The organism is Massilia sp. 05N420, assembly GCF_056397205.1.
On sequence record NZ_JBFTMX010000010.1, the window covers coordinates 101,578 to 118,583 of the forward strand.

The following is a 17,006-nucleotide window of genomic DNA, read 5'->3' on the forward strand; positions in this document are numbered from 1 at the left end:
TTTTTTCATTTCCGCGTGGCGAGGACGTGGGCACGGCGTGCCCACGATCGCATGACAAATCAGCCAGCCCGTTTCGCCAGCAGCGCATTCCCCGCCCGGCTCACTCCCTTGCGCCCCAGCTGCTGCGAAATGAAGTGGCCCGCGTCCACCACCTGGTCGAGATCGATGCCGGTCTCGATGCCCAGGCCGTTCATCATGTAGACCACGTCCTCGGTGGCGACGTTGCCGGTCGCGCCCTTCGCGTACGGGCAACCGCCCAGGCCCGACACCGAGGAGTGGAAGATCGCCACGCCCACTTCCAGGCTGGCGTAAATGTTCGCCAATGCCTGACCGTAGGTGTCGTGGAAGTGGCCGGAGATACCCTCGAGTTTGAAGGCGCGCGCCGCGGTCTCCATCACCGCCTGGGTCTTGCGCGGGGTAGAGACGCCGATCGTGTCCGCGATGTCGATCTCGTCGCAGCCCAGGTCGCGCATGCGCGCCACCACGTCGGCCACGGCATCCAGCGGCACCTCGCCCTGGTAGGGGCAGCCGAAGGAGCAGCTGATGCTGCCGCGCAGGCGCAGGCCGTGCTCCTTGGCGGCTTTGGCAACGCTTTCGAAGCGCGCGATCGATTCCGCGATCGAGCAGTTGATGTTCTTTTGCGAGAAGGCCTCCGAGGCCGAGCCGAAGATCACGACTTCATCGGCCTTCGCTGCCAGCGCCGCCTCGAAGCCCTGCATGTTCGGGCTCAAGGCCGAATAGATGATGCCCGGACGGCGGCTGATGCCGGCCATGACCTCAAGGCTGGTGGCCATCTGCGGCACCCATTTCGGCGAGACGAAGGACGCCGCTTCGATGTTGGCGAAGCCGGCGCGCGACAGGCGGTCGACCAGCTCGATCTTGACGGCGGCAGAGACATTCTCTTTTTCGTTCTGCAGGCCGTCGCGCGGGCCGACTTCGACGATCTTGACGTGTTTTGGCAGGTTCATTTTCAGTATCCTCGTTGGCGGTCGACCACGTCGGCCACATGTTCGCCCTGTTCGAGCATGGTGATCTTTTGCGCGATCTGGCGCACGGCTTCCTCGCGGATCGTGAGCGCCGAGATGTGCGGCGTGATGGTGATGSGCGGCTCGCTCCAGAAGGGATGCGGCGCCGGCAGCGGCTCGTTGCGGAAAACGTCCAGCGTGGCGCCCGCGATGTGGCCCGAGCGGATCAGGCCCAGCAGGTCAGGCTCGGCGACCTGGGCGCCGCGCGCGACGTTGACGAGATACGCGCCCTCGGGCAGCTTCGACAGCCGCGCGCGGTCCAGCAGGTTGGTCGTTTCCGGCGTCAGCGGCAGCATGCAGACCAGCACCTGCGAACCGCCCAGAAACGCGTCGAGCGAGTCCATGCCGGCATGGCATTCGACGCCCGGGATGTCCCTGGGCGTGCGGCTCCAGCCGCGCACTGGAAAGCCGAGCTGGCGCAGCGCCTGCACGACCGGCACGCCGAGCTTGCCCAGCCCCAGTACGCCGACCGTGAATTCTTCCTTCCTGCGCGCGCCGAGCGGATTCCAGATGCCCTGGCGCGCCTGCTGCTCGTATTCGTCGAAGCGGCGGAAGTAGCGCAGCACGGCATACGCCACGTACTCCGCCATCTGCCCGCCCATGCCGGCGTCGCCCAGACGGATCACCGGGACGTCGGGCAGGGCATCGCCGAATTTCAGGATCGCGTCCACGCCCGCGCCCATCAGGAAGATCGCTTTGACGCGCGACAGCTGGTCGAGCAGGGCGGGCGTGGGCGCCCACAGGACAGCGTAGTCGCAGGGTTCGAGGGCGTGCCCCTCTTGCCATGCGACCGCTTCGGCCTGCGGCAGCGCCTGCGCGAAATCGCGCGCCCACGGCTCGATCACGCCGTCGCCGCGGTAGAGGAGAATCCGCATTCGGCCTCCTCAGGCGGCGGCCTTGAAGGCCAGCAGGGGCGCGCCGTCGGCCACCTGGTCGCCGACCTGGTACAGGATCTCTTCGACCAGGCCGTCGCTCGGCGCCGCAATCGTGTGCTCCATTTTCATCGCTTCCATGATCACCAGCGGCTCGCCCTTCTTGACAGTCTGGCCGTTTTTCGCGATCACGGCGACCACCTTGCCCGGCATCGGCGCGGTCAGGCGACCCCCGGCGGCTTCGACTTCGCCGGCATGCGCCATCGGATCGGCGTAGTGCAGGGTGACATGCTGGCCGCCGGTGAACACGTGCAGCAGTTCGCCGTCGCGGCGCACGGTGCCGTGCAGGGCGCTGCCGTCGAGGCGGATCGCGATTTTGCCATCTCCTTCGCCGCCGCGTTTCGAGACCAGCGCCAACGGGTGGGCGGCGCCGTCAAGTTCCAGCACCCAGCCGTGCGGGTGATAGGCCAGGACCGCTGCATAGGCCTTGGCGTCGAGCGTGGCGGTGTATTCGTCGCTGAAGGACAATGCGCGGCGATAGGTGCCGTTCATGCGCCAGCCATGGGTGCTGGTCCAGGGATCGGCCGGATTGCCGGACACCGACAAGGCCTGCTCGGCATCCGCCAGCGCGACTGCCGCCAGGGCCAGCGCACCCTTCGGCGCCGGGCCGGCGGCCGGGAACAGCGAGGCGTTGTTCCGCTCGATCAGGCCGGTGTCCAGGTCGGCGCTGGAAAAGGCCTGGCCTTCCACCAGGCGCTTCAGGAAGGCGATATTCGTGGCCAGGCCGACGATGTGGAACTCGGACAGCGCCTGCGCCATGCGCGACAGCGCCTGGGTACGGTCCGCGCCCCAGACGATCAGCTTGGCGATCATCGGGTCGTAGAACGGCGAGATCGCATCGCCTTCGCGTACACCCGAATCGATGCGCACGCCGGCCGGTGCGTCTGCAGTGCCGCCCAGCTCGAAAGCCACATGCGAAGGCACGTCCATGAAACGCAAGGTACCGATCGAAGGCAGGAAGCCCTTCTCCGGATTCTCCGCATACACGCGCGCTTCGATGGAATGCCCATTGATGGAGATTTCATGCTGCTGCTTCGGCAGCGGCTGGCCGGCCGCCACGCGCAGCTGCCATTCGACCAGGTCGGTCCCGGTGATCATCTCCGTCACCGGGTGCTCGACCTGCAGGCGGGTATTCATCTCCATGAAGTAGAAGGAACCGTCCTGGTTGGCGATGAACTCGACGGTGCCGGCACCGACATAGCCGACCGCGCGCGCGGCGGCGACGGCCGCTTCGCCCATCGAGGCGCGGCGCCCCCCGGTCATGCCGGGCGCCGGCGCTTCCTCCAGCACCTTCTGGTGGCGGCGCTGCACCGAGCAGTCGCGCTCGTGCAGGTAGACGCAGTTGCCCAGCTTGTCGGCGAAGACCTGGATCTCGATGTGGCGCGGGCGGGTCAGGTACTTCTCGACCAGCACCTTGTCGTCGCCGAAGGAGGAAATCGCCTCGCGCTTGCAGGACGCCAGCGCGGCCTGGAAATCTTCCGAGCGCTCCACCACACGCATGCCCTTGCCGCCGCCGCCGGCGCTGGCCTTCAGCAGCACCGGATAGCCGATGCGGTTGGCCTCGCTCTGCAGCAGCTCAGGATCCTGGGCATCGCCGTGGTAGCCCGGCACCAGCGGCACGTTCGCGCCTTCCATCAGCTGCTTCGCCGCCGACTTCGATCCCATCGCGCGCATCGAGGAACCCGGCGGGCCGATGAAGACCAGGCCGGCCGCCTCGACGGCTTCGGCGAATTCCGCGTTCTCCGACAGAAAACCGTAGCCCGGATGGATGGCCTGGGCGCCGGTGGCTTTGGCGACTTCGAGGATCTTGTCGCCACGCAGATAGCTGTCCTTGGCCGCGGCCGGGCCGATCAAGACCGCCTCATCGCAGACCGCGACATGCTTCGCGCCGGCGTCGGCTTCGGAGTAGACGGCAACGGTACGGATGCCCATGCGGCGCGCGGTGGCGGCGACGCGGCAGGCGATTTCGCCACGGTTGGCGATGAGGATCTTGGTGAACATGTGGTGTCTCGTCTATTTTTTAAGTGTTAGCGTTCGATCCGTCGTCCCCGCACAAGCGGGGACCCAAGTTCGTGGCTCAGTCCAAAAACTTGGATTCCCGCCTTCGCGGGATTGACGTTTTCAGGTACGTGGCCTCAGCAACCGCAACTTTCCTTCTGCACCGACTCCAAGGTCGCCGAGCGGGTTTTCAAACCCAGCTTTTCCAGCAGCGCACGGTCATCGTCGGCTTCCGGGTTATCGGTGGTCAGCAGCTTGTCGCCGTAGAAGATGGAGTTGGCGCCGGCCATGAAGCACATTGCCTGCACCGCCTCGCCCAGCTCGCGCCGGCCAGCGGATAAACGCACGCGCGCCTTCGGCATCGTGATGCGGGCGACGGCGATGGTGCGCACGAACTCGATCGGGTCCAGCGGCGGCAGGCCGTGCAGCGGCGTGCCTTCGACCTGCACCAGGTGGTTGATCGGCACCGATTCCGGATACGGATTCATGTTGGCCAGCTGGGCGATCAGGCCGGCGCGCTGCGAACGCGTCTCGCCCATGCCGACGATGCCGCCGCAGCAGATCTTCAGGCCGGCGTTACGCACGCGGCCCAGGGTATCCAGGCGGTCGTTGTATTCGCGGGTCGAGATCACGTCGCCATAAAAGTCCGGCGAGGTGTCGATGTTGTGGTTGTAGTAGTCCAGGCCGGCCTGCTTCAGCTGTTCGGCCTGGCCTTCCTCGAGCATGCCCAGCGTGGCGCAGGTTTCCATGCCGAGCGCCTTCACGCCGCGCACCATGGCTTCGACCTTTTCCATGTCGCGCTCCTTCGGGCTGCGCCAGGCGGCGCCCATGCAGAAGCGGGTCGCGCCCTTGGACTTGGCTTCGCTTGCTGCGGCCAGCACGGTGTCCAGGTCGAGGATTTTCTTCGCTTCGACGCCGGTATCGTAGCGCGCGGCCTGCGGGCAGTAACCGCAGTCTTCCTCGCAGCCGCCGGTCTTGATGGAGAGGAGGGTCGCCAGTTCGACGTCGCCGTCGGGGAAGTTGACGCGGTGGGCCTGCTGGGCGCGGAACATCAGCTCCGGCAGCGGCAGTTCGAACAGGGCCAGCACCTCGGCCAGCGGCCAGGTGGCGTCCTTCGGCAGCGAGGCCGGGGTGACGGGCGGGTGGAGGGTAACGACTTGGGTCATTTTTTGAATCCTTGTTTTGGTGTTTCAGGAGCGCATGAGCGGCCATCCCGGCACGCCCGCGAGCTCGATATAGACCGCCGCATCGGCGGCCGAGACTTGTTCCAGGCGCGGCACGCGTCCCAGCAGGGGCGCGGGCATGCGCTGCTCCAGGGCGGCCACGTTCTCGTCGACGAAGCGCATGCTTGGATCGACCTGGTTGGCGACCCAGCCGGCCAGCACCAGGCCGCGCGAGATGATCGCTTCGGCGGTGAGCAGGGCGTGGTTGATGCAGCCCAGGCGCATGCCGACCACCAGGATCACCGGCAGGCCGAGCTGCACCGCCAGGTCGGCGCTGTCGAAATCGTCGGAGAAGGGCACGCAGAAGCCGCCCACGCCCTCGACCACGGTGGCGTCGGACGCTCCCAGGATCTCCGCAAAGGCGGTCATGATCGCCACCGGCTCGATGCGCACGCCTTCCAGCTCGGCCGCGATGTGCGGGGCGCAGGGCTCGCGCAGCATGAAGGGCGTGGTGATGTGCTGCGGCAGGTTCACATTGCCGGCGGCGCGCAGCATGGCGGCGTCTTCGTTATGGAGCTCGCCGTCGCGCTCTTCGGCGCCGGCCGCGATCGGCTTCATGCCGCAGGCGCGCTGGCCATGCTGTACCAGCTTGTGCAGGATCGCGGCGCTGATCAGCGTCTTGCCGATTTCGGTATCGGTGCCGGTGACGAAGCAGGCGAAGCGCGTCGGCACGCCTTCCGCGGCCAGCGGGGCCGGCACGGTGGTGACGACGGGCGCGGCGGCCTTCGCCGGCTCGGCAAAGCCGACTTCCGAATGGGCCGGCGTGCCGCCCGGTTGTTCGGGATCGTTGAGAGTCATGCTGCGGTCCTTTCCAGCTGCTGGGTTTCCAGGTGATTCAGGGCGGCGGCGAGCTGCGCCACCTCGTCTTGCGTATGCGCGGCGGACAGGGTCACGCGCAGGCGGGCGGTGCCCGGCGCCACGGTGGGCGGGCGGATCGCCGGCACCCACAGGCCCTGCTCGTGCAGGCGGCTGGCCGCCCGCAGCGCTTCGTCGTTGGCCCCGATGACGATGGGCTGGATGGCGGTGCGCGACGGCAGCCGCTGCCAGCGCTTCAGCTTCAGCTCATCGTCGAGCAGGGCGATCAACCGGTTCAGGTGCGCGCGACGTTCCATGCCTTCCGCGCCTTCGATGACGTCCAGGCTGGCCAGCAGCGCATGCGCCAGCGCCGGCGGGCTCGCCGTCGTGTAGATGTAGGGGCGGGCGCGCTGGATCATCAGTTCGATGACGGAGGCATGCGCGGCGATGAAAGCGCCGCCGACGCCGGCCGCCTTGCCGAGGGTGCCGACATACACCAGGTTGGGCGAACGCAGCGCGAAATGTTCGAGCGCGCCGCGGCCGTTCGCGCCCAGCACGCCGAAGCCGTGGGCATCGTCGACCACCAGCCAGGCGCCATGGCGTTCGCACAGGGCCAGCAGGGCCGGCAGCGGTGCCAGGTCGCCGTCCATGCTGAACACGCTGTCGGTGACGACGATTTTCGTGCCGGCCCCGCTTTCCAAAAGCTTCGTTTCCAGCGCGGCCACGTCGCCATGCGGATAGACCGTGACGCCGGCTTTGGCCAGGCGTGCGCCGTCGATCAGCGAGGCGTGGTTCAGCGCCTCCGAAAAGATCATCGCATCCGGGCTGCTGCCCAGCGCGGTCAGCGCCGCCAGGTTGGCCATGTAGCCGGTGCAGAAGTACAGCGCGCGCGCATCGGCCAGGTGCGGCGCCTGCATCGCGGCCAGCCGCTCTTCCAGCTGCGCGTGGGCGCGGCTGTGGCCGGAAACCAGATGGGCGGCGCCGCTGCCGGCGCCGTACAGGTCCGCGCCTTCGTGCAGGGCGGCGATCACGCGCGGATGCGCGGCCAGGCCCAGGTAATCGTTGCTGCAGAAGGCCAGCATGGACCGGCCGTCGACCACCTGGCGCGGCGCGCAGGGAGAGTCGGCGGTGCGGCGGCGGCGCGTCAGGCTTTGGGCGGCCAGGGTGTCCAGCTGGCGCTCGACGCCGGCGATCAGATTCAGATCCACCGCATGATTCGCATTGTTCATCATGCTTCGGCAATCACCTTCTCGAAGACCTTGCGCGTGCGCGCCGCCAGTCCGACGATCTCTTCTTCGTCCAATACATAGGGCGGCATCAGGTAGACCGTGCGGCCGATCGGGCGCAGCAGCAGTTCGTTCTCGACCGCGCTGGTGAAGAAGCGGCGCGCGAAGGTCGAGGCGCGTTTCGCATCCGGCTCGACGGCGTCGAACGCCAGGATCATGCCGCGCTGGCGGAAGCTGGTGACGCGCTCGTGTTCCAGCAGCGGGGCCAATTCCAGCATCAGGCGGGTCGCGGTCTCGCGGTTCCTGTTCAATACATCGTCTTCCTGGAAGATCTGCAGGGTCGCCAGTGCGGCGCGGCAGGCCAGGGCGTTGCCGGTATACGAGTGCGAGTGCAGGAAGCCGCGCGTGATGTCTTCGCTGTAGAAAGCCTCGTAGACCTTGTCGGTGCTGAGCACCAGCGACAGCGGCAGGTAGCCGCCGCTGATCCCCTTCGACAGGCAGAGGAAGTCCGGCCAGATGGCGGCCTGTTCGCAGGCGAAGAAGGTGCCGGTGCGGCCGCAGCCGACCGCGATCTCGTCGGCGATCAGGTGCACGTGGTACTTGTCGCACAGCTCGCGCAGACGCTGCAGGTAGAGCGGATCGTRCATCGCCATGCCGGTCGCGCACTGCACCAGCGGCTCGACGATAATGGCGGCGATCTTGTCGCCCTCTTCGGCGAACAGGGTTTCCACGTCCTTGATCGCGCGGCGCGCCACGTCCTGGGCCGACTCGCCGTCGACGGCCTTGCGGGCATCGGGCGAGGCCACGGTGCGGGAAGCGCGCAGCAACGGGCCATAGGCGTCCTTGAACAGGGCGACGTCGGTGACGGCCAGGGCGCCGATGGTCTCGCCGTGATAGGAGCCTTGCAGGCAGACGAATTCCTGCTTGTTCGGGTAGCCAGCGTTGCGCCAGTAATGGAAGCTCATCTTGAGCGCGATCTCTACGCTTGATGCGCCATCTGACGCATAGAAGGCATGGCCCAGCGCGTGGCCGGTTAACGCCGCCAGCTGCTCCGACAGCTCGACCACCGGCTCGTGGGTAAAGCCGGCCAGCATCGCGTGTTCGAGCGTGTCCAGCTGGTCCTTCAGGGCGGCGTTGATGCGCGGGTTGGCGTGGCCGAACAGGTTGACCCACCACGAGCTGATGCCGTCCATGTAGCGCCGGCCTTCATGGTCGTAGAGCCACGGCCCCTTGGCGTGGCTGACGGCGATCAGCGGCACCTCTTCGTGGTGCTGCATCTGCGTGCATGGGTGCCAGACGCTGCGCAGGCTGCGCGCGATCCAGTCGGACGAGGTGTGACGGTTCAAGATGAATCCTATTACTTTACTGATTGGCTAACTCAGCCAAGCGGGTTTGCGCTTCTCGAGGAAGGACGCGACCCCTTCGCGTCCCTCGGCGGAAGCACGGATATTCGCGATGCGGGCGGCGGTATCGGCCAGCAGCACATCGTCGATCGGCAGCCCGGCCACGTCGCGCACCAGCTTCTTCGCTTCGCGCACGGCATTCGGGCTGTTGTTCACCAGCGCCTTGACGATGGTGTTCACGGTGGTGTCGAGCTCCTCGGCCGGGACGACCTCGTGGGCCAGGCCGAGGCGCTTCGCGCAGCTAGCGTCGAAACGCTCGGCGCTGAGGAAGTAGCGGCGCGAAGCCTGGTCGCCCATCGCCTTGATGACGTAGGGCGAGATCGTGGCCGGGATCAGGCCCAGTTTCACTTCCGACAGGCAGAAGTTCACGCCTTCAGCCGCCACGACGATGTCGCAGGCCGCCACCAGGCCCATGCCGCCGGCGTAGCAGTCTCCCTGCACTTTCGCCACCACCGGCTTCGGGCTGAAGTAGATGGTGCGCAGCATGTCGGCCAGGCGCAGGGCGTCGGCTTCGTTCTCCTCGTGGGAGTAGCCGGCCATCTTCTTCATCCAGTTCAGGTCGGCGCCGGCGCAGAAGGAGGGACCGTTCGCGGCCAGCACGATGGCGCGCACGTCGGCGTCCTGGCTGATCTCGTCGAAGGCCATGGTCAGGTCGGCGATCGCGACTTCGTTGAAGGCGTTGCGCACGTCCGGACGGTTCAGGGTGATGGTGGCGACCTTGTTGGCGACGTCGATGATCAGGGTATCGTAGTTATCCATGTTCTCTCCCCGTTTTACATGCGGAATACGCCGAACTTCGTGTCTTCGATCGGCGCATTCAGCGCGGCCGACAGACCAAGCCCCAAGACCATGCGCGTGTCGGCCGGATCGATGACGCCGTCGTCCCACAGACGCGCGGTGGCGTAGTAGGGGTGGCCCTGGTGTTCGTACTGGTCCTTGATCGGCTGCTTGAACGCGGCTTCTTCGTCCGGCGACCACTGGCCGCCCTTGGCTTCGATGCCGTCGCGCTTGACGGTGGCCAGCACGGACGCGGCCTGGTCGCCGCCCATCACCGAGATGCGCGCGTTCGGCCACATCCACAGGAAGCGCGGCGMGAAGSCGCGGCCGCACATGCCGTAGTTGCCGGCGCCGAAGGAGCCGCCGATGATTACCGTGAACTTCGGCACGGACGCCGTCGCCACCGCGGTCACCATCTTGGCGCCGTTGCGGGCGATGCCCTCGTTCTCGTACTTGCGGCCGACCATGAAGCCGGTGATATTTTGCAGGAAGACCAGCGGGATCTTGCGCTGGCAGCACAGCTCGATGAAGTGGGTGCCCTTCAGCGCCGACTCCGAGAACAGGATGCCGTTATTCGCGATGATGCCGACCTTCATGCCGAAGATATGGGCGAAGCCGCACACCAGCGTGGTGCCATATCTCGCCTTGAATTCGTCGAAGCAGCTGGAGTCGACGATGCGGGCGATGACTTCGCGCACGTCGAAGGGCTTGCGGGTGTCGACCGGGATCACGCCGTACAGCTCTTCCGGTGCGTACTTCGGTTCGACGGATTCGCGCAGCGCGCCCTGTTGCGGCTTGCTGCGGTTGAGGTTCGAGACGATGGTGCGGGCCAGCGACAGCGCGTGGGTATCGTTCTGGGCCAGGTGGTCGGCCACGCCCGAGAGGCGGGTGTGGACGTCGCCGCCGCCCAGGTCTTCGGCGCTCACGACCTCGCCGGTCGCGGCCTTCACCAGCGGCGGGCCGCCCAGGAAGATGGTGCCCTGTTCCTTGACGATGATGGACTCGTCGCTCATCGCCGGCACGTAGGCGCCGCCGGCGGTGCAGGAGCCCATCACGACCGCGATCTGCGGAATGCCCTTGGCGGACAGGTTGGCCTGGTTATAGAAGATGCGGCCGAAGTGGTCGCGGTCGGGGAAGACCTCGTCCTGGTTCGGCAGGTTGGCRCCGCCCGAATCGACCAGGTAGATGCAGGGCAGGTTGTTCTGCTCGGCGATCTCCTGGGCGCGCAGGTGCTTCTTGACCGTCATCGGGTAATAGGTGCCGCCCTTGACGGTGGCGTCGTTACAGACGATCACGCATTCCTGGCCGCTGACCCTGCCGATGCCGGTGATGATGCCGGCCGCCGGGGCCGCATTGTGGTACATCTCGTAGGCCGCCATCTGGGAAAACTCGAGGAAGGGCGTACCGGGATCGAGCAGCATCTGCACGCGGTCGCGCGGCAGCAGCTTGCCGCGGGCGACGTGCTTGGCACTGGCCGCTTCGCCGCCGCCCTTCGCAACGGCGGCCACCTTGGCGCGCAGGTCGTCGACCAGGGCTTGCATGGCTGCGGCGTTGGTCTTGAAATCCTCGCCGCGCGGGTTGAGTTTGCTGTCGATTTGAGGCATCGCGTCTCCTGCGTATTCTATTTAGCTTTTTGCTCGGGGAAGCTGCCGTCTACATAGAACCAGCGTGGCACGCCGCCGGGCGTTTCGGGTTCGCGCACGAAGTTGCTGATCTCGTGCAGCCGCTGGGCGCGGCCGTTGACCCTGAAGCGGGCGACGAATTCGACGGTGTCCTGGTCCAACTGTTCCGGCAGATCTACTTTACGTTGACGTAAACGTAAAGCAGATTTTATCTCAAGTCCGAGCCATTGAATCTTTTCATTTTTGTCGACGATGGACTCTTCCGGCCGGGTACTCGGGTGCCAGGTGGCGCGCAGATAGTCTTCCTGCTGCATCACATAGGCCGTGTAGCGCGAACGCATCAGCGCTTCGGCGGTCGGCGGCAGCTCGGCGCCGGCGATATACGGGCCACAGCAGCGCAGGATGGGCAAGGTACTGCCGCAGGGGCAGCCGGGTTTTGGCGGGGTAGGCATGGCGGCAATTATCCGCCATTTTAKGGGCTCAGGTGAGAGGCGATGACTGTTCGGAATTTCCGAGAAGACAGCATATTGACTGCAGTTGCCTCATCTTCGGACATCTTTTGCCGAAAATAAATTCAACCGTCTCGAAAAAAATTCGGGGTCAGAGCAGTTTTCCGCAAAAATTCGGGGTCAGAGCACATTACCGTTTTTTACCGCCAGCGCGGCTATTTTCGACTATTGGTTACAAATTCCGGGCCTGGCCCGAGCATTCGCCCCTATGGCAGAAGCCATGCCGGGCTTAGCTGCAGCTGGGTCATTGCCCCATAAAGTGCTCTGACCCCGAATTTAAGGCGAAAAGTGCTCTGACCCCGAATTTCAGCGCAGGGTCAGGCCTTCGAGGGTGAAGGGTGGGGTTTTGTCTTGGACGAGGTCGGCCAGTAGGCTGGCGGTGCCGCAGGCGAAGGTGAAGCCGAGGGGGCCGTGGCCGATGTTCAGCCACAGGTTCTTGTAGGGCGAGTGGCCGATGATCGGGGCGCTGTTCGGGGTGGCGGGGCGCAGGCCGGCCCAGGGGGTGACGCTGTTGTAGTCGGCCGCATCGGGCATGGTTTCGCGGACCTGGCGCGTCAGGCTGGCCAGGCGGCGGGCGTCCAGGCTCAGGTCTTCGCCCATCATGTCGACCATGGCTGCCACCCGCAGCTTGCCGCCGATGCGCGCGTACAGCACCTTGCGCTCGAAGTCGGTGACGCTGATTTCCGGCGCCACGTCGCCGGGACGGATCGGCGCCGTCAGGCTGTAGCCCTTGAGCGGATAGATCGGCAGCGAAATGCCGGCGGTCCGGGCCAGTGCGCGGCTCTGCATGCCGGCCGCCAGCACGTAGGCGTCGCCTTTCACCGGGCCGCTGCTGGTCTCGACGCCGGTGATCCGGTCGCCGGACGTCAGCAGACGCAGGGCGTCGCCATGCACGAAGCCGGTAAAGCGCGGATGCGCCGCGATGCGTTCGGCCAGGGCCACGCAAAAGGCGTAGCAGTCGGCCACCGCTTCGCCGCTGTTGTAGATGCCGCCTTCCAGCTTGTCCTCGGCGGCGGCCAGGGCCGGCTCGTGGGCCACGCATTCGGCCGAGTTCCAGACCTGGCGGGTAGGGGAGGAATCCGGTTTGGAGGCGGCGGCCTCAAAGGCTTTCCTGGTCCGGTAGACCACCAGCTTGCCGGACTCGCGCCACTGGAAGGATTCCGGCGGCACCACCGGTTCGAGCTGGACCATCGCCTGGCGCGACAGTTCGCCCAGCTCCAGCAGCTTGTTCGTGGTCTTGCGGTTGGCGTCGGCGCGGCAGTTGGCCAGGAAGGCGGCCAGCCAGGTCCACTGGTGCAGGTCGAACTGGGGCTTGAAGCGCAGCGGACCATATTCCTGGAACATCCACTGCAGCGCCTTCAGCGGCACGCCGACGTCGGCCAGCGGCGACACGTAACGGTAGCTCAGCTGGCCGCCATTGCTGAAACTGGTGCCGGTGCCCACTTGTGGTGCACGTTCGAGCAGCGTGACCTTGTGGCCCGCCTCGAGCAGCCACCAGGCCGAGGTCAGGCCGACAACACCTCCGCCGATCACGATTATTTCTTGCATCCGTGCACACTATTTTTCTTCGATGATGACGTGAAAGCTTAGGGGCTGGCCCTGGCTTTCGCTAATGAATGTAGCGCAGGCAGGCATAACCGCCGGTCATGCGCGCACCAGGATGGCGCGCCGATGCATCGTCGTGAGGATCTGTTCCTGGAAACGGGCCAGAGACGAATACCTGCCCTTGTAGGCCAGCGGGTCGGTCGAGGTGCCGCCCACCAGCGCGACCATGCCGTTGCGGTTCTTCAGGTCGGCAGCGAACACCGACATCAGCCCGTAAGCGTCGCCCAGGTGGCCGGCCGCCGCGAAGCCGCCGCCTTCGACCAGGCGGGTATGGGTGGCGGGATCGTCAGGGAATTGCTCGTTGCCCAGGCCCCAGCAATTGAACAGGCCGTCGAGGCTGTCGCCGTTGCCGCCTTTGCCATCGTAGGTCCACTGGCGCGAGAACATCCGGTCCAGCGTGGCCTGCCGCAGGATGCGTCGACCGTCGTGCACGCCGCCATTCATCAGCATGCGCATCACGACGCCCATGTCGTGGGCCGAGATGCGCATGCCGCCGGTCGGGCTGAAGGGCGTGGCGTTCGCGCCGATGACGTAGCGTTCGATGCCGGGCGGTGGCGAGGGCGGCGCTTTGCTGTAGTCGTCCACCTGGGCGATCCAGGGGCCGTTGGCATCCCAGACCTCGGTGTCGACGGTGCGCTTGCGGTACAGGGTCGCGATGTTGGCGACGTCTTCCGGCGGCAGCTCGGACGGGTTGTAGCCGGCGTGCAGGCCGAGGGGCTCGACCAGCAGGCGCCGCATCAGGCGGTCGAAGCGCTCGCCCGTCACCCTTTCCATGATGGTGCCGATCACGCCCCAGCCGAGGTTGCAGTAAGTGAAATAGGCGCCCGGGCCGGCATTGCTTGCCCACATCTTGCCTTCGCCATGCAGGCGGCTGCCGGGGACGAGGACGTCCTTCAGCGCCGTGTCGACGCCCCAGGAATAGCCGGCCTCGTCGCGCAGGGACGAGGTGTGGGTGAGCAGGTGACGCAAGGCGATGGCCTGGTCCGGGAAATGCGGATTGCGCAAGCTGAAGCCGAGGTAGCCGGAGACGTCGGCGTCCAGGTCCAGCTTGCCGTCCTCGACCAGGCGCATCAGGCCGAGGGTGGTCATCATCTTCGAGATCGAGGCGATGCGGAACAGGGTGCGCGCATCGACCGGCTTGTCCGACTGGCCATTCGACCCACTGACGTTGCCAATAAGGCGCCGGCCGAACTGGGCCTCGTAGGCGATGCGGCCGTCGCGGATCGCCAGCACCGACAGGCTGGCCAGCTCGCAGGCGGGATTCGCCACGATCGCCGCCAGCTCGCGGTCGAGCCGGGCCTTCAGCGCGCCAGGCATGGCGGCCGCGGAAGCGCTCGACGCCGGCGCGGCCGCCAGCAGCGGATCGATCATGCCCAATAAAGCCATGCCCAGCATATTGCGCCTGCCGTGGTTCATCTCGTCTCCTTGTTCTTGTCATGGCCAGCATACGGAGTCGCCGGCCGCACTGCCAATGAATAGGCCGCAGCTATACATAACTTTTCGGAATGATAACGGCCGATCCTTTCATGGCAGGCTGTTGGGATTGGTATTACACTGGTTTTATTATGCTGAACACCGAGACCCCCGCCCCGCAACACGCTTCCCTGGACCAATACCCCACCACCGAGCTGGTGAATGTGCTGGTCGATGACCAGTTCAAGGCCGTCGAGGCGGTCCGCGCCGCCGCGCCGCGCATCGCCGCCGCCGTCACGGCCGCGCTGCCGCGCATGGAAGCGGGCGGCCGCCTGATCTACGTCGGCGCCGGCACCTCCGGCCGCCTGGGCGTGCTCGACAGCGTCGAGCTGTATCCGACCTTCTCCTGGCCGCACGGCCGCGCGGTGGCGCTGCTGGCCGGCGGTACCGATGCCATGTTCGTCGCCGTCGAAGGCGCCGAGGACGATCTCGAACAGGGTGCGGCCGACCTGCGCAGCGTGAACGTGGGCCCGGACGACGTGGTGCTGCTGATCGCGGCCTCGGGCGCCACGCCCTATGTGCTGGGCGCCCTGCGCGCCGCGCGCGCCGCCGGCGCGCTGACCGTCGGCTTCGCCAACAATCCGGACGCCCCGGTCGCCGGCGAGGCGGAAATCGGCGTCACCCTGGACACCGGTCCGGAAGCCATCTCGGGCAGCACCCGCCTGAAGGCCGGCACCTCGCAAAAGATCGCTCTGAACTCTTTCTCGAGCGCCCTGATGGTGCGTTTGAACAAGGTTTATGGCAACCTGATGGTAGACTTGAAGGCTACCAATGCCAAGCTGGTGCGCCGGGCGATCCGCCTGACCACCTTCGCCACCGGCGCCGACGATGAAACGGCGCGCCAGGTGCTGGAGCAGTGCGGTTTCCACGTCAAGGTCGCCATCGTCGCCCTGTCCAGGAAAATCGAGGTCGAGCAGGCGCGCGCCCTGCTGGACAGCGCGCACGGCAGCGTGCGCGAAGCGTTGGCCGGCTGACCAGTTCAATGACCAGTTAAGCGAGCGGGGCGTGCTGGAAGCGCCCTGCGCCGCCGGTACGCCCCACCACGAAAGAGTTATGCAGAAAACGCAAGCAAAGAACCCGTGGCTGTGGGTACCCTCCCTGTACTTCGGCCAGGCGATCCCCTACATCGTCGCCAACAGCCTGTCGGTCGTCATGTACAAGGACATGGGGATCTCCAACACCGACATCGCTTTCTATACGAGCCTGCTGTACCTGCCCTGGGTGATCAAGCCCCTGTGGTCGCCGCTGGTCGACATGTTCGGCACCAAGCGCGGCTGGACCGTCGCGCTGCAGCTGGCGCTTGCCGCCGGCCTCGGCGCGGTCGGCGCGACGCTTCACTTACCCGCCTTCTTCGTGGTCAGCCTGGCCGTCATGTGGATCATGGCCTTCGCCTCGGCCACCCACGACATCTCGGCCGACGGCTTCTACATGCTCGGCATGCCGCAGGCGCAGCAGGCCGCCTTCGTCGGCGTGCGCTCCACCTTTTATAGATTGGCGACCTTGGCGGGGCAGGGGCCGCTGGTGATCCTGGCCGGCACGCTCGCCGTGTCGCTGGGCGACGTGCACCAGGCCTGGGCCATCGTGTTCTTCGTGCTGGCCGGCCTGTTCTTCGCGCTGTTCGCCTGGCACCAGGCGGTGCTGCCGCGGCCCGACGCCGACCACAAGGCGAGCGAGGGCAGCAATCCGCTGCGCGCCTTCCTGGCCACCTTCGGCAGCTTCTTCGGCAAGCGCGAAATCTGGCTGATCCTCGGCTTCATCCTGACTTTCCGCCTGGGCGAGTCCCAGCTGCTGAAACTCGTCGCGCCCTTCCTGAAGGACCCGGTCGAGAAGGGCGGCCTCGGCCTCACCACCGCGCAGTACGGCACCGCCTACGGCACCATCGGCATCGTCGCCCTGACCATCGGCGGCCTGTTCGGCGGCTGGCTGATCTCGCGCTGGGGCCTGAAGCGCTGCCTGTGGCTGATGGTGTTCGCGGTGCACCTGCCGGACCTGGTGTTCGTGTATCTGTCCACCTTCCAGCCGCAGAACTTCGGCGTGATCTCGGGCTTCCTGGCAATCGAGCAGTTCGGCTACGGCTTCGGCTTCACCGCCATGATGATGTACATGATCATGGTCTGCGAGGGCCCGTATAAAACCGCGCACTACGCGATCTGCACCGGCCTGATGGCACTGGGGATGATGGTGCCCGGGATGTGGAGCGGGAAGCTGCAGGAGATGATCGGCTACCAGCACTTCTTCACCTGGACCTGCCTGGCGACGGTGCCGGCTTTCATCATGGCGGCGCTGGTGAAGATTGATCCGGAGTTCGGGAAGAAGTAGTCGTAGTGCGCCGTCGTCCCCGCGCAGGCGGGGACCCAAGTTTGCCAGCGCAGTCGTAACGCACGCAGAACTTGGACCCCCGCCTTCGCGGGGGCGACG

14 protein-coding genes are annotated in these 17,006 nt (G+C 66.3%); 2 read left to right on the plus strand and 12 right to left on the minus strand.

All coding sequences use genetic code 11. The features are described 5' to 3' along the window. Positions 1–59 precede the first annotated feature (59 nt). The 12 genes from AC1DIX_RS08435 to AC1DIX_RS08490 form a co-directional block, all read right to left on the minus strand. Entirely contained in the window at positions 60–968 is a 909-nt protein-coding gene (locus AC1DIX_RS08435) for a hydroxymethylglutaryl-CoA lyase (RefSeq protein ID WP_477323524.1), read from the minus strand. Positions 969–970: 2 nt separating this feature from the next. Then, on the minus strand, positions 971–1,900 hold the full coding sequence (locus AC1DIX_RS08440) for a 2-hydroxyacid dehydrogenase (RefSeq protein WP_477323526.1): 930 nt from the start codon (positions 1,898–1,900) through the stop codon (positions 971–973). A gap of 9 nt (positions 1,901–1,909) precedes the next feature. Beyond that, complete coding sequence (locus tag AC1DIX_RS08445; RefSeq protein ID WP_477323528.1) at positions 1,910–3,958, minus strand: acetyl/propionyl/methylcrotonyl-CoA carboxylase subunit alpha; 2,049 nt, start codon at positions 3,956–3,958, stop codon at positions 1,910–1,912. A gap of 134 nt (positions 3,959–4,092) precedes the next feature. Then, a complete protein-coding gene (gene bioB / locus AC1DIX_RS08450) occupies positions 4,093–5,121 on the minus strand; it encodes a biotin synthase BioB (RefSeq protein WP_441935193.1) in 1,029 nt (342 codons plus the stop codon). A gap of 24 nt (positions 5,122–5,145) precedes the next feature. Beyond that, complete coding sequence (gene bioD, locus AC1DIX_RS08455) at positions 5,146–5,976, minus strand: dethiobiotin synthase (protein WP_477323530.1); 831 nt, start codon at positions 5,974–5,976, stop codon at positions 5,146–5,148. Beyond that, positions 5,973–7,175, minus strand: a complete 1,203-nt coding sequence (gene bioF / locus AC1DIX_RS08460; protein ID WP_477323557.1) for an 8-amino-7-oxononanoate synthase — start codon at positions 7,173–7,175, stop codon at positions 5,973–5,975. Before bioF ends, bioD begins: the two co-directional genes overlap by 4 nt. Before the next feature lie 26 nt (positions 7,176–7,201). Further along, the gene (bioA, locus tag AC1DIX_RS08465) at positions 7,202–8,545 is read right to left on the minus strand and encodes an adenosylmethionine--8-amino-7-oxononanoate transaminase (RefSeq protein WP_477323532.1); all 1,344 of its coding nucleotides are present in this window, start codon (positions 8,543–8,545) and stop codon (positions 7,202–7,204) included. 27 nt (positions 8,546–8,572) lie between these two features. Then, on the minus strand, positions 8,573–9,361 hold the full coding sequence (locus AC1DIX_RS08470) for an enoyl-CoA hydratase/isomerase family protein (protein ID WP_441935196.1): 789 nt from the start codon (positions 9,359–9,361) through the stop codon (positions 8,573–8,575). A gap of 14 nt (positions 9,362–9,375) precedes the next feature. After that, positions 9,376–10,983 (minus strand): carboxyl transferase domain-containing protein, encoded by a 1,608-nt coding sequence (locus AC1DIX_RS08475; protein WP_477323534.1) that lies wholly within the window; start codon positions 10,981–10,983, stop codon positions 9,376–9,378. Positions 10,984–11,000: 17 nt separating this feature from the next. Next, positions 11,001–11,453, minus strand: coding sequence for a YchJ family protein (locus AC1DIX_RS08480; protein ID WP_441935198.1), 453 nt, complete (start codon positions 11,451–11,453; stop codon positions 11,001–11,003). A 363-nt stretch (positions 11,454–11,816) separates the two neighbouring features. Continuing rightward, positions 11,817–13,058, minus strand: coding sequence for a D-amino acid dehydrogenase (locus tag AC1DIX_RS08485; protein WP_477323537.1), 1,242 nt, complete (start codon positions 13,056–13,058; stop codon positions 11,817–11,819). 96 nt (positions 13,059–13,154) lie between these two features. Next, on the minus strand, positions 13,155–14,531 hold the full coding sequence (locus AC1DIX_RS08490) for a serine hydrolase domain-containing protein (protein ID WP_477323539.1): 1,377 nt from the start codon (positions 14,529–14,531) through the stop codon (positions 13,155–13,157). Positions 14,532–14,680: 149 nt separating this feature from the next. Here AC1DIX_RS08490 and murQ point away from each other — a divergent pair, with 149 nt between their 5' ends. Continuing rightward, the gene (murQ, locus tag AC1DIX_RS08495; RefSeq protein ID WP_477253442.1) at positions 14,681–15,562 is read left to right on the plus strand and encodes an N-acetylmuramic acid 6-phosphate etherase; all 882 of its coding nucleotides are present in this window, start codon (positions 14,681–14,683) and stop codon (positions 15,560–15,562) included. A gap of 79 nt (positions 15,563–15,641) precedes the next feature. Further along, positions 15,642–16,907: an MFS transporter gene (locus tag AC1DIX_RS08500; RefSeq protein WP_477323541.1), complete on the plus strand. Its 1,266-nt coding sequence runs from the start codon at positions 15,642–15,644 to the stop codon at positions 16,905–16,907. The last annotated feature ends 99 nt before the right edge of the window (positions 16,908–17,006 follow it).

Coding starts and splice junctions, on each gene's coding strand:
- AC1DIX_RS08435 (WP_477323524.1), bottom strand. CDS start 968: ATGAACCTGCCAAAACACGTCAAGATCGTCGAAGTCGGCCCGCGCGAC.
- AC1DIX_RS08445 (WP_477323528.1), bottom strand. CDS start 3,958: ATGTTCACCAAGATCCTCATCGCCAACCGTGGCGAAATCGCCTGCCGC.
- AC1DIX_RS08490 (WP_477323539.1), bottom strand. CDS start 14,531: ATGAACCACGGCAGGCGCAATATGCTGGGCATGGCTTTATTGGGCATG.
- AC1DIX_RS08500 (WP_477323541.1), top strand. CDS start 15,642: ATGCAGAAAACGCAAGCAAAGAACCCGTGGCTGTGGGTACCCTCCCTG.
- AC1DIX_RS08470 (WP_441935196.1), bottom strand. CDS start 9,361: ATGGATAACTACGATACCCTGATCATCGACGTCGCCAACAAGGTCGCC.
- bioB (WP_441935193.1), bottom strand. CDS start 5,121: ATGACCCAAGTCGTTACCCTCCACCCGCCCGTCACCCCGGCCTCGCTG.
- bioD (WP_477323530.1), bottom strand. CDS start 5,976: ATGACTCTCAACGATCCCGAACAACCGGGCGGCACGCCGGCCCATTCG.
- AC1DIX_RS08485 (WP_477323537.1), bottom strand. CDS start 13,058: ATGCAAGAAATAATCGTGATCGGCGGAGGTGTTGTCGGCCTGACCTCG.
- murQ (WP_477253442.1), top strand. CDS start 14,681: ATGCTGAACACCGAGACCCCCGCCCCGCAACACGCTTCCCTGGACCAA.
- AC1DIX_RS08480 (WP_441935198.1), bottom strand. CDS start 11,453: ATGCCTACCCCGCCAAAACCCGGCTGCCCCTGCGGCAGTACCTTGCCC.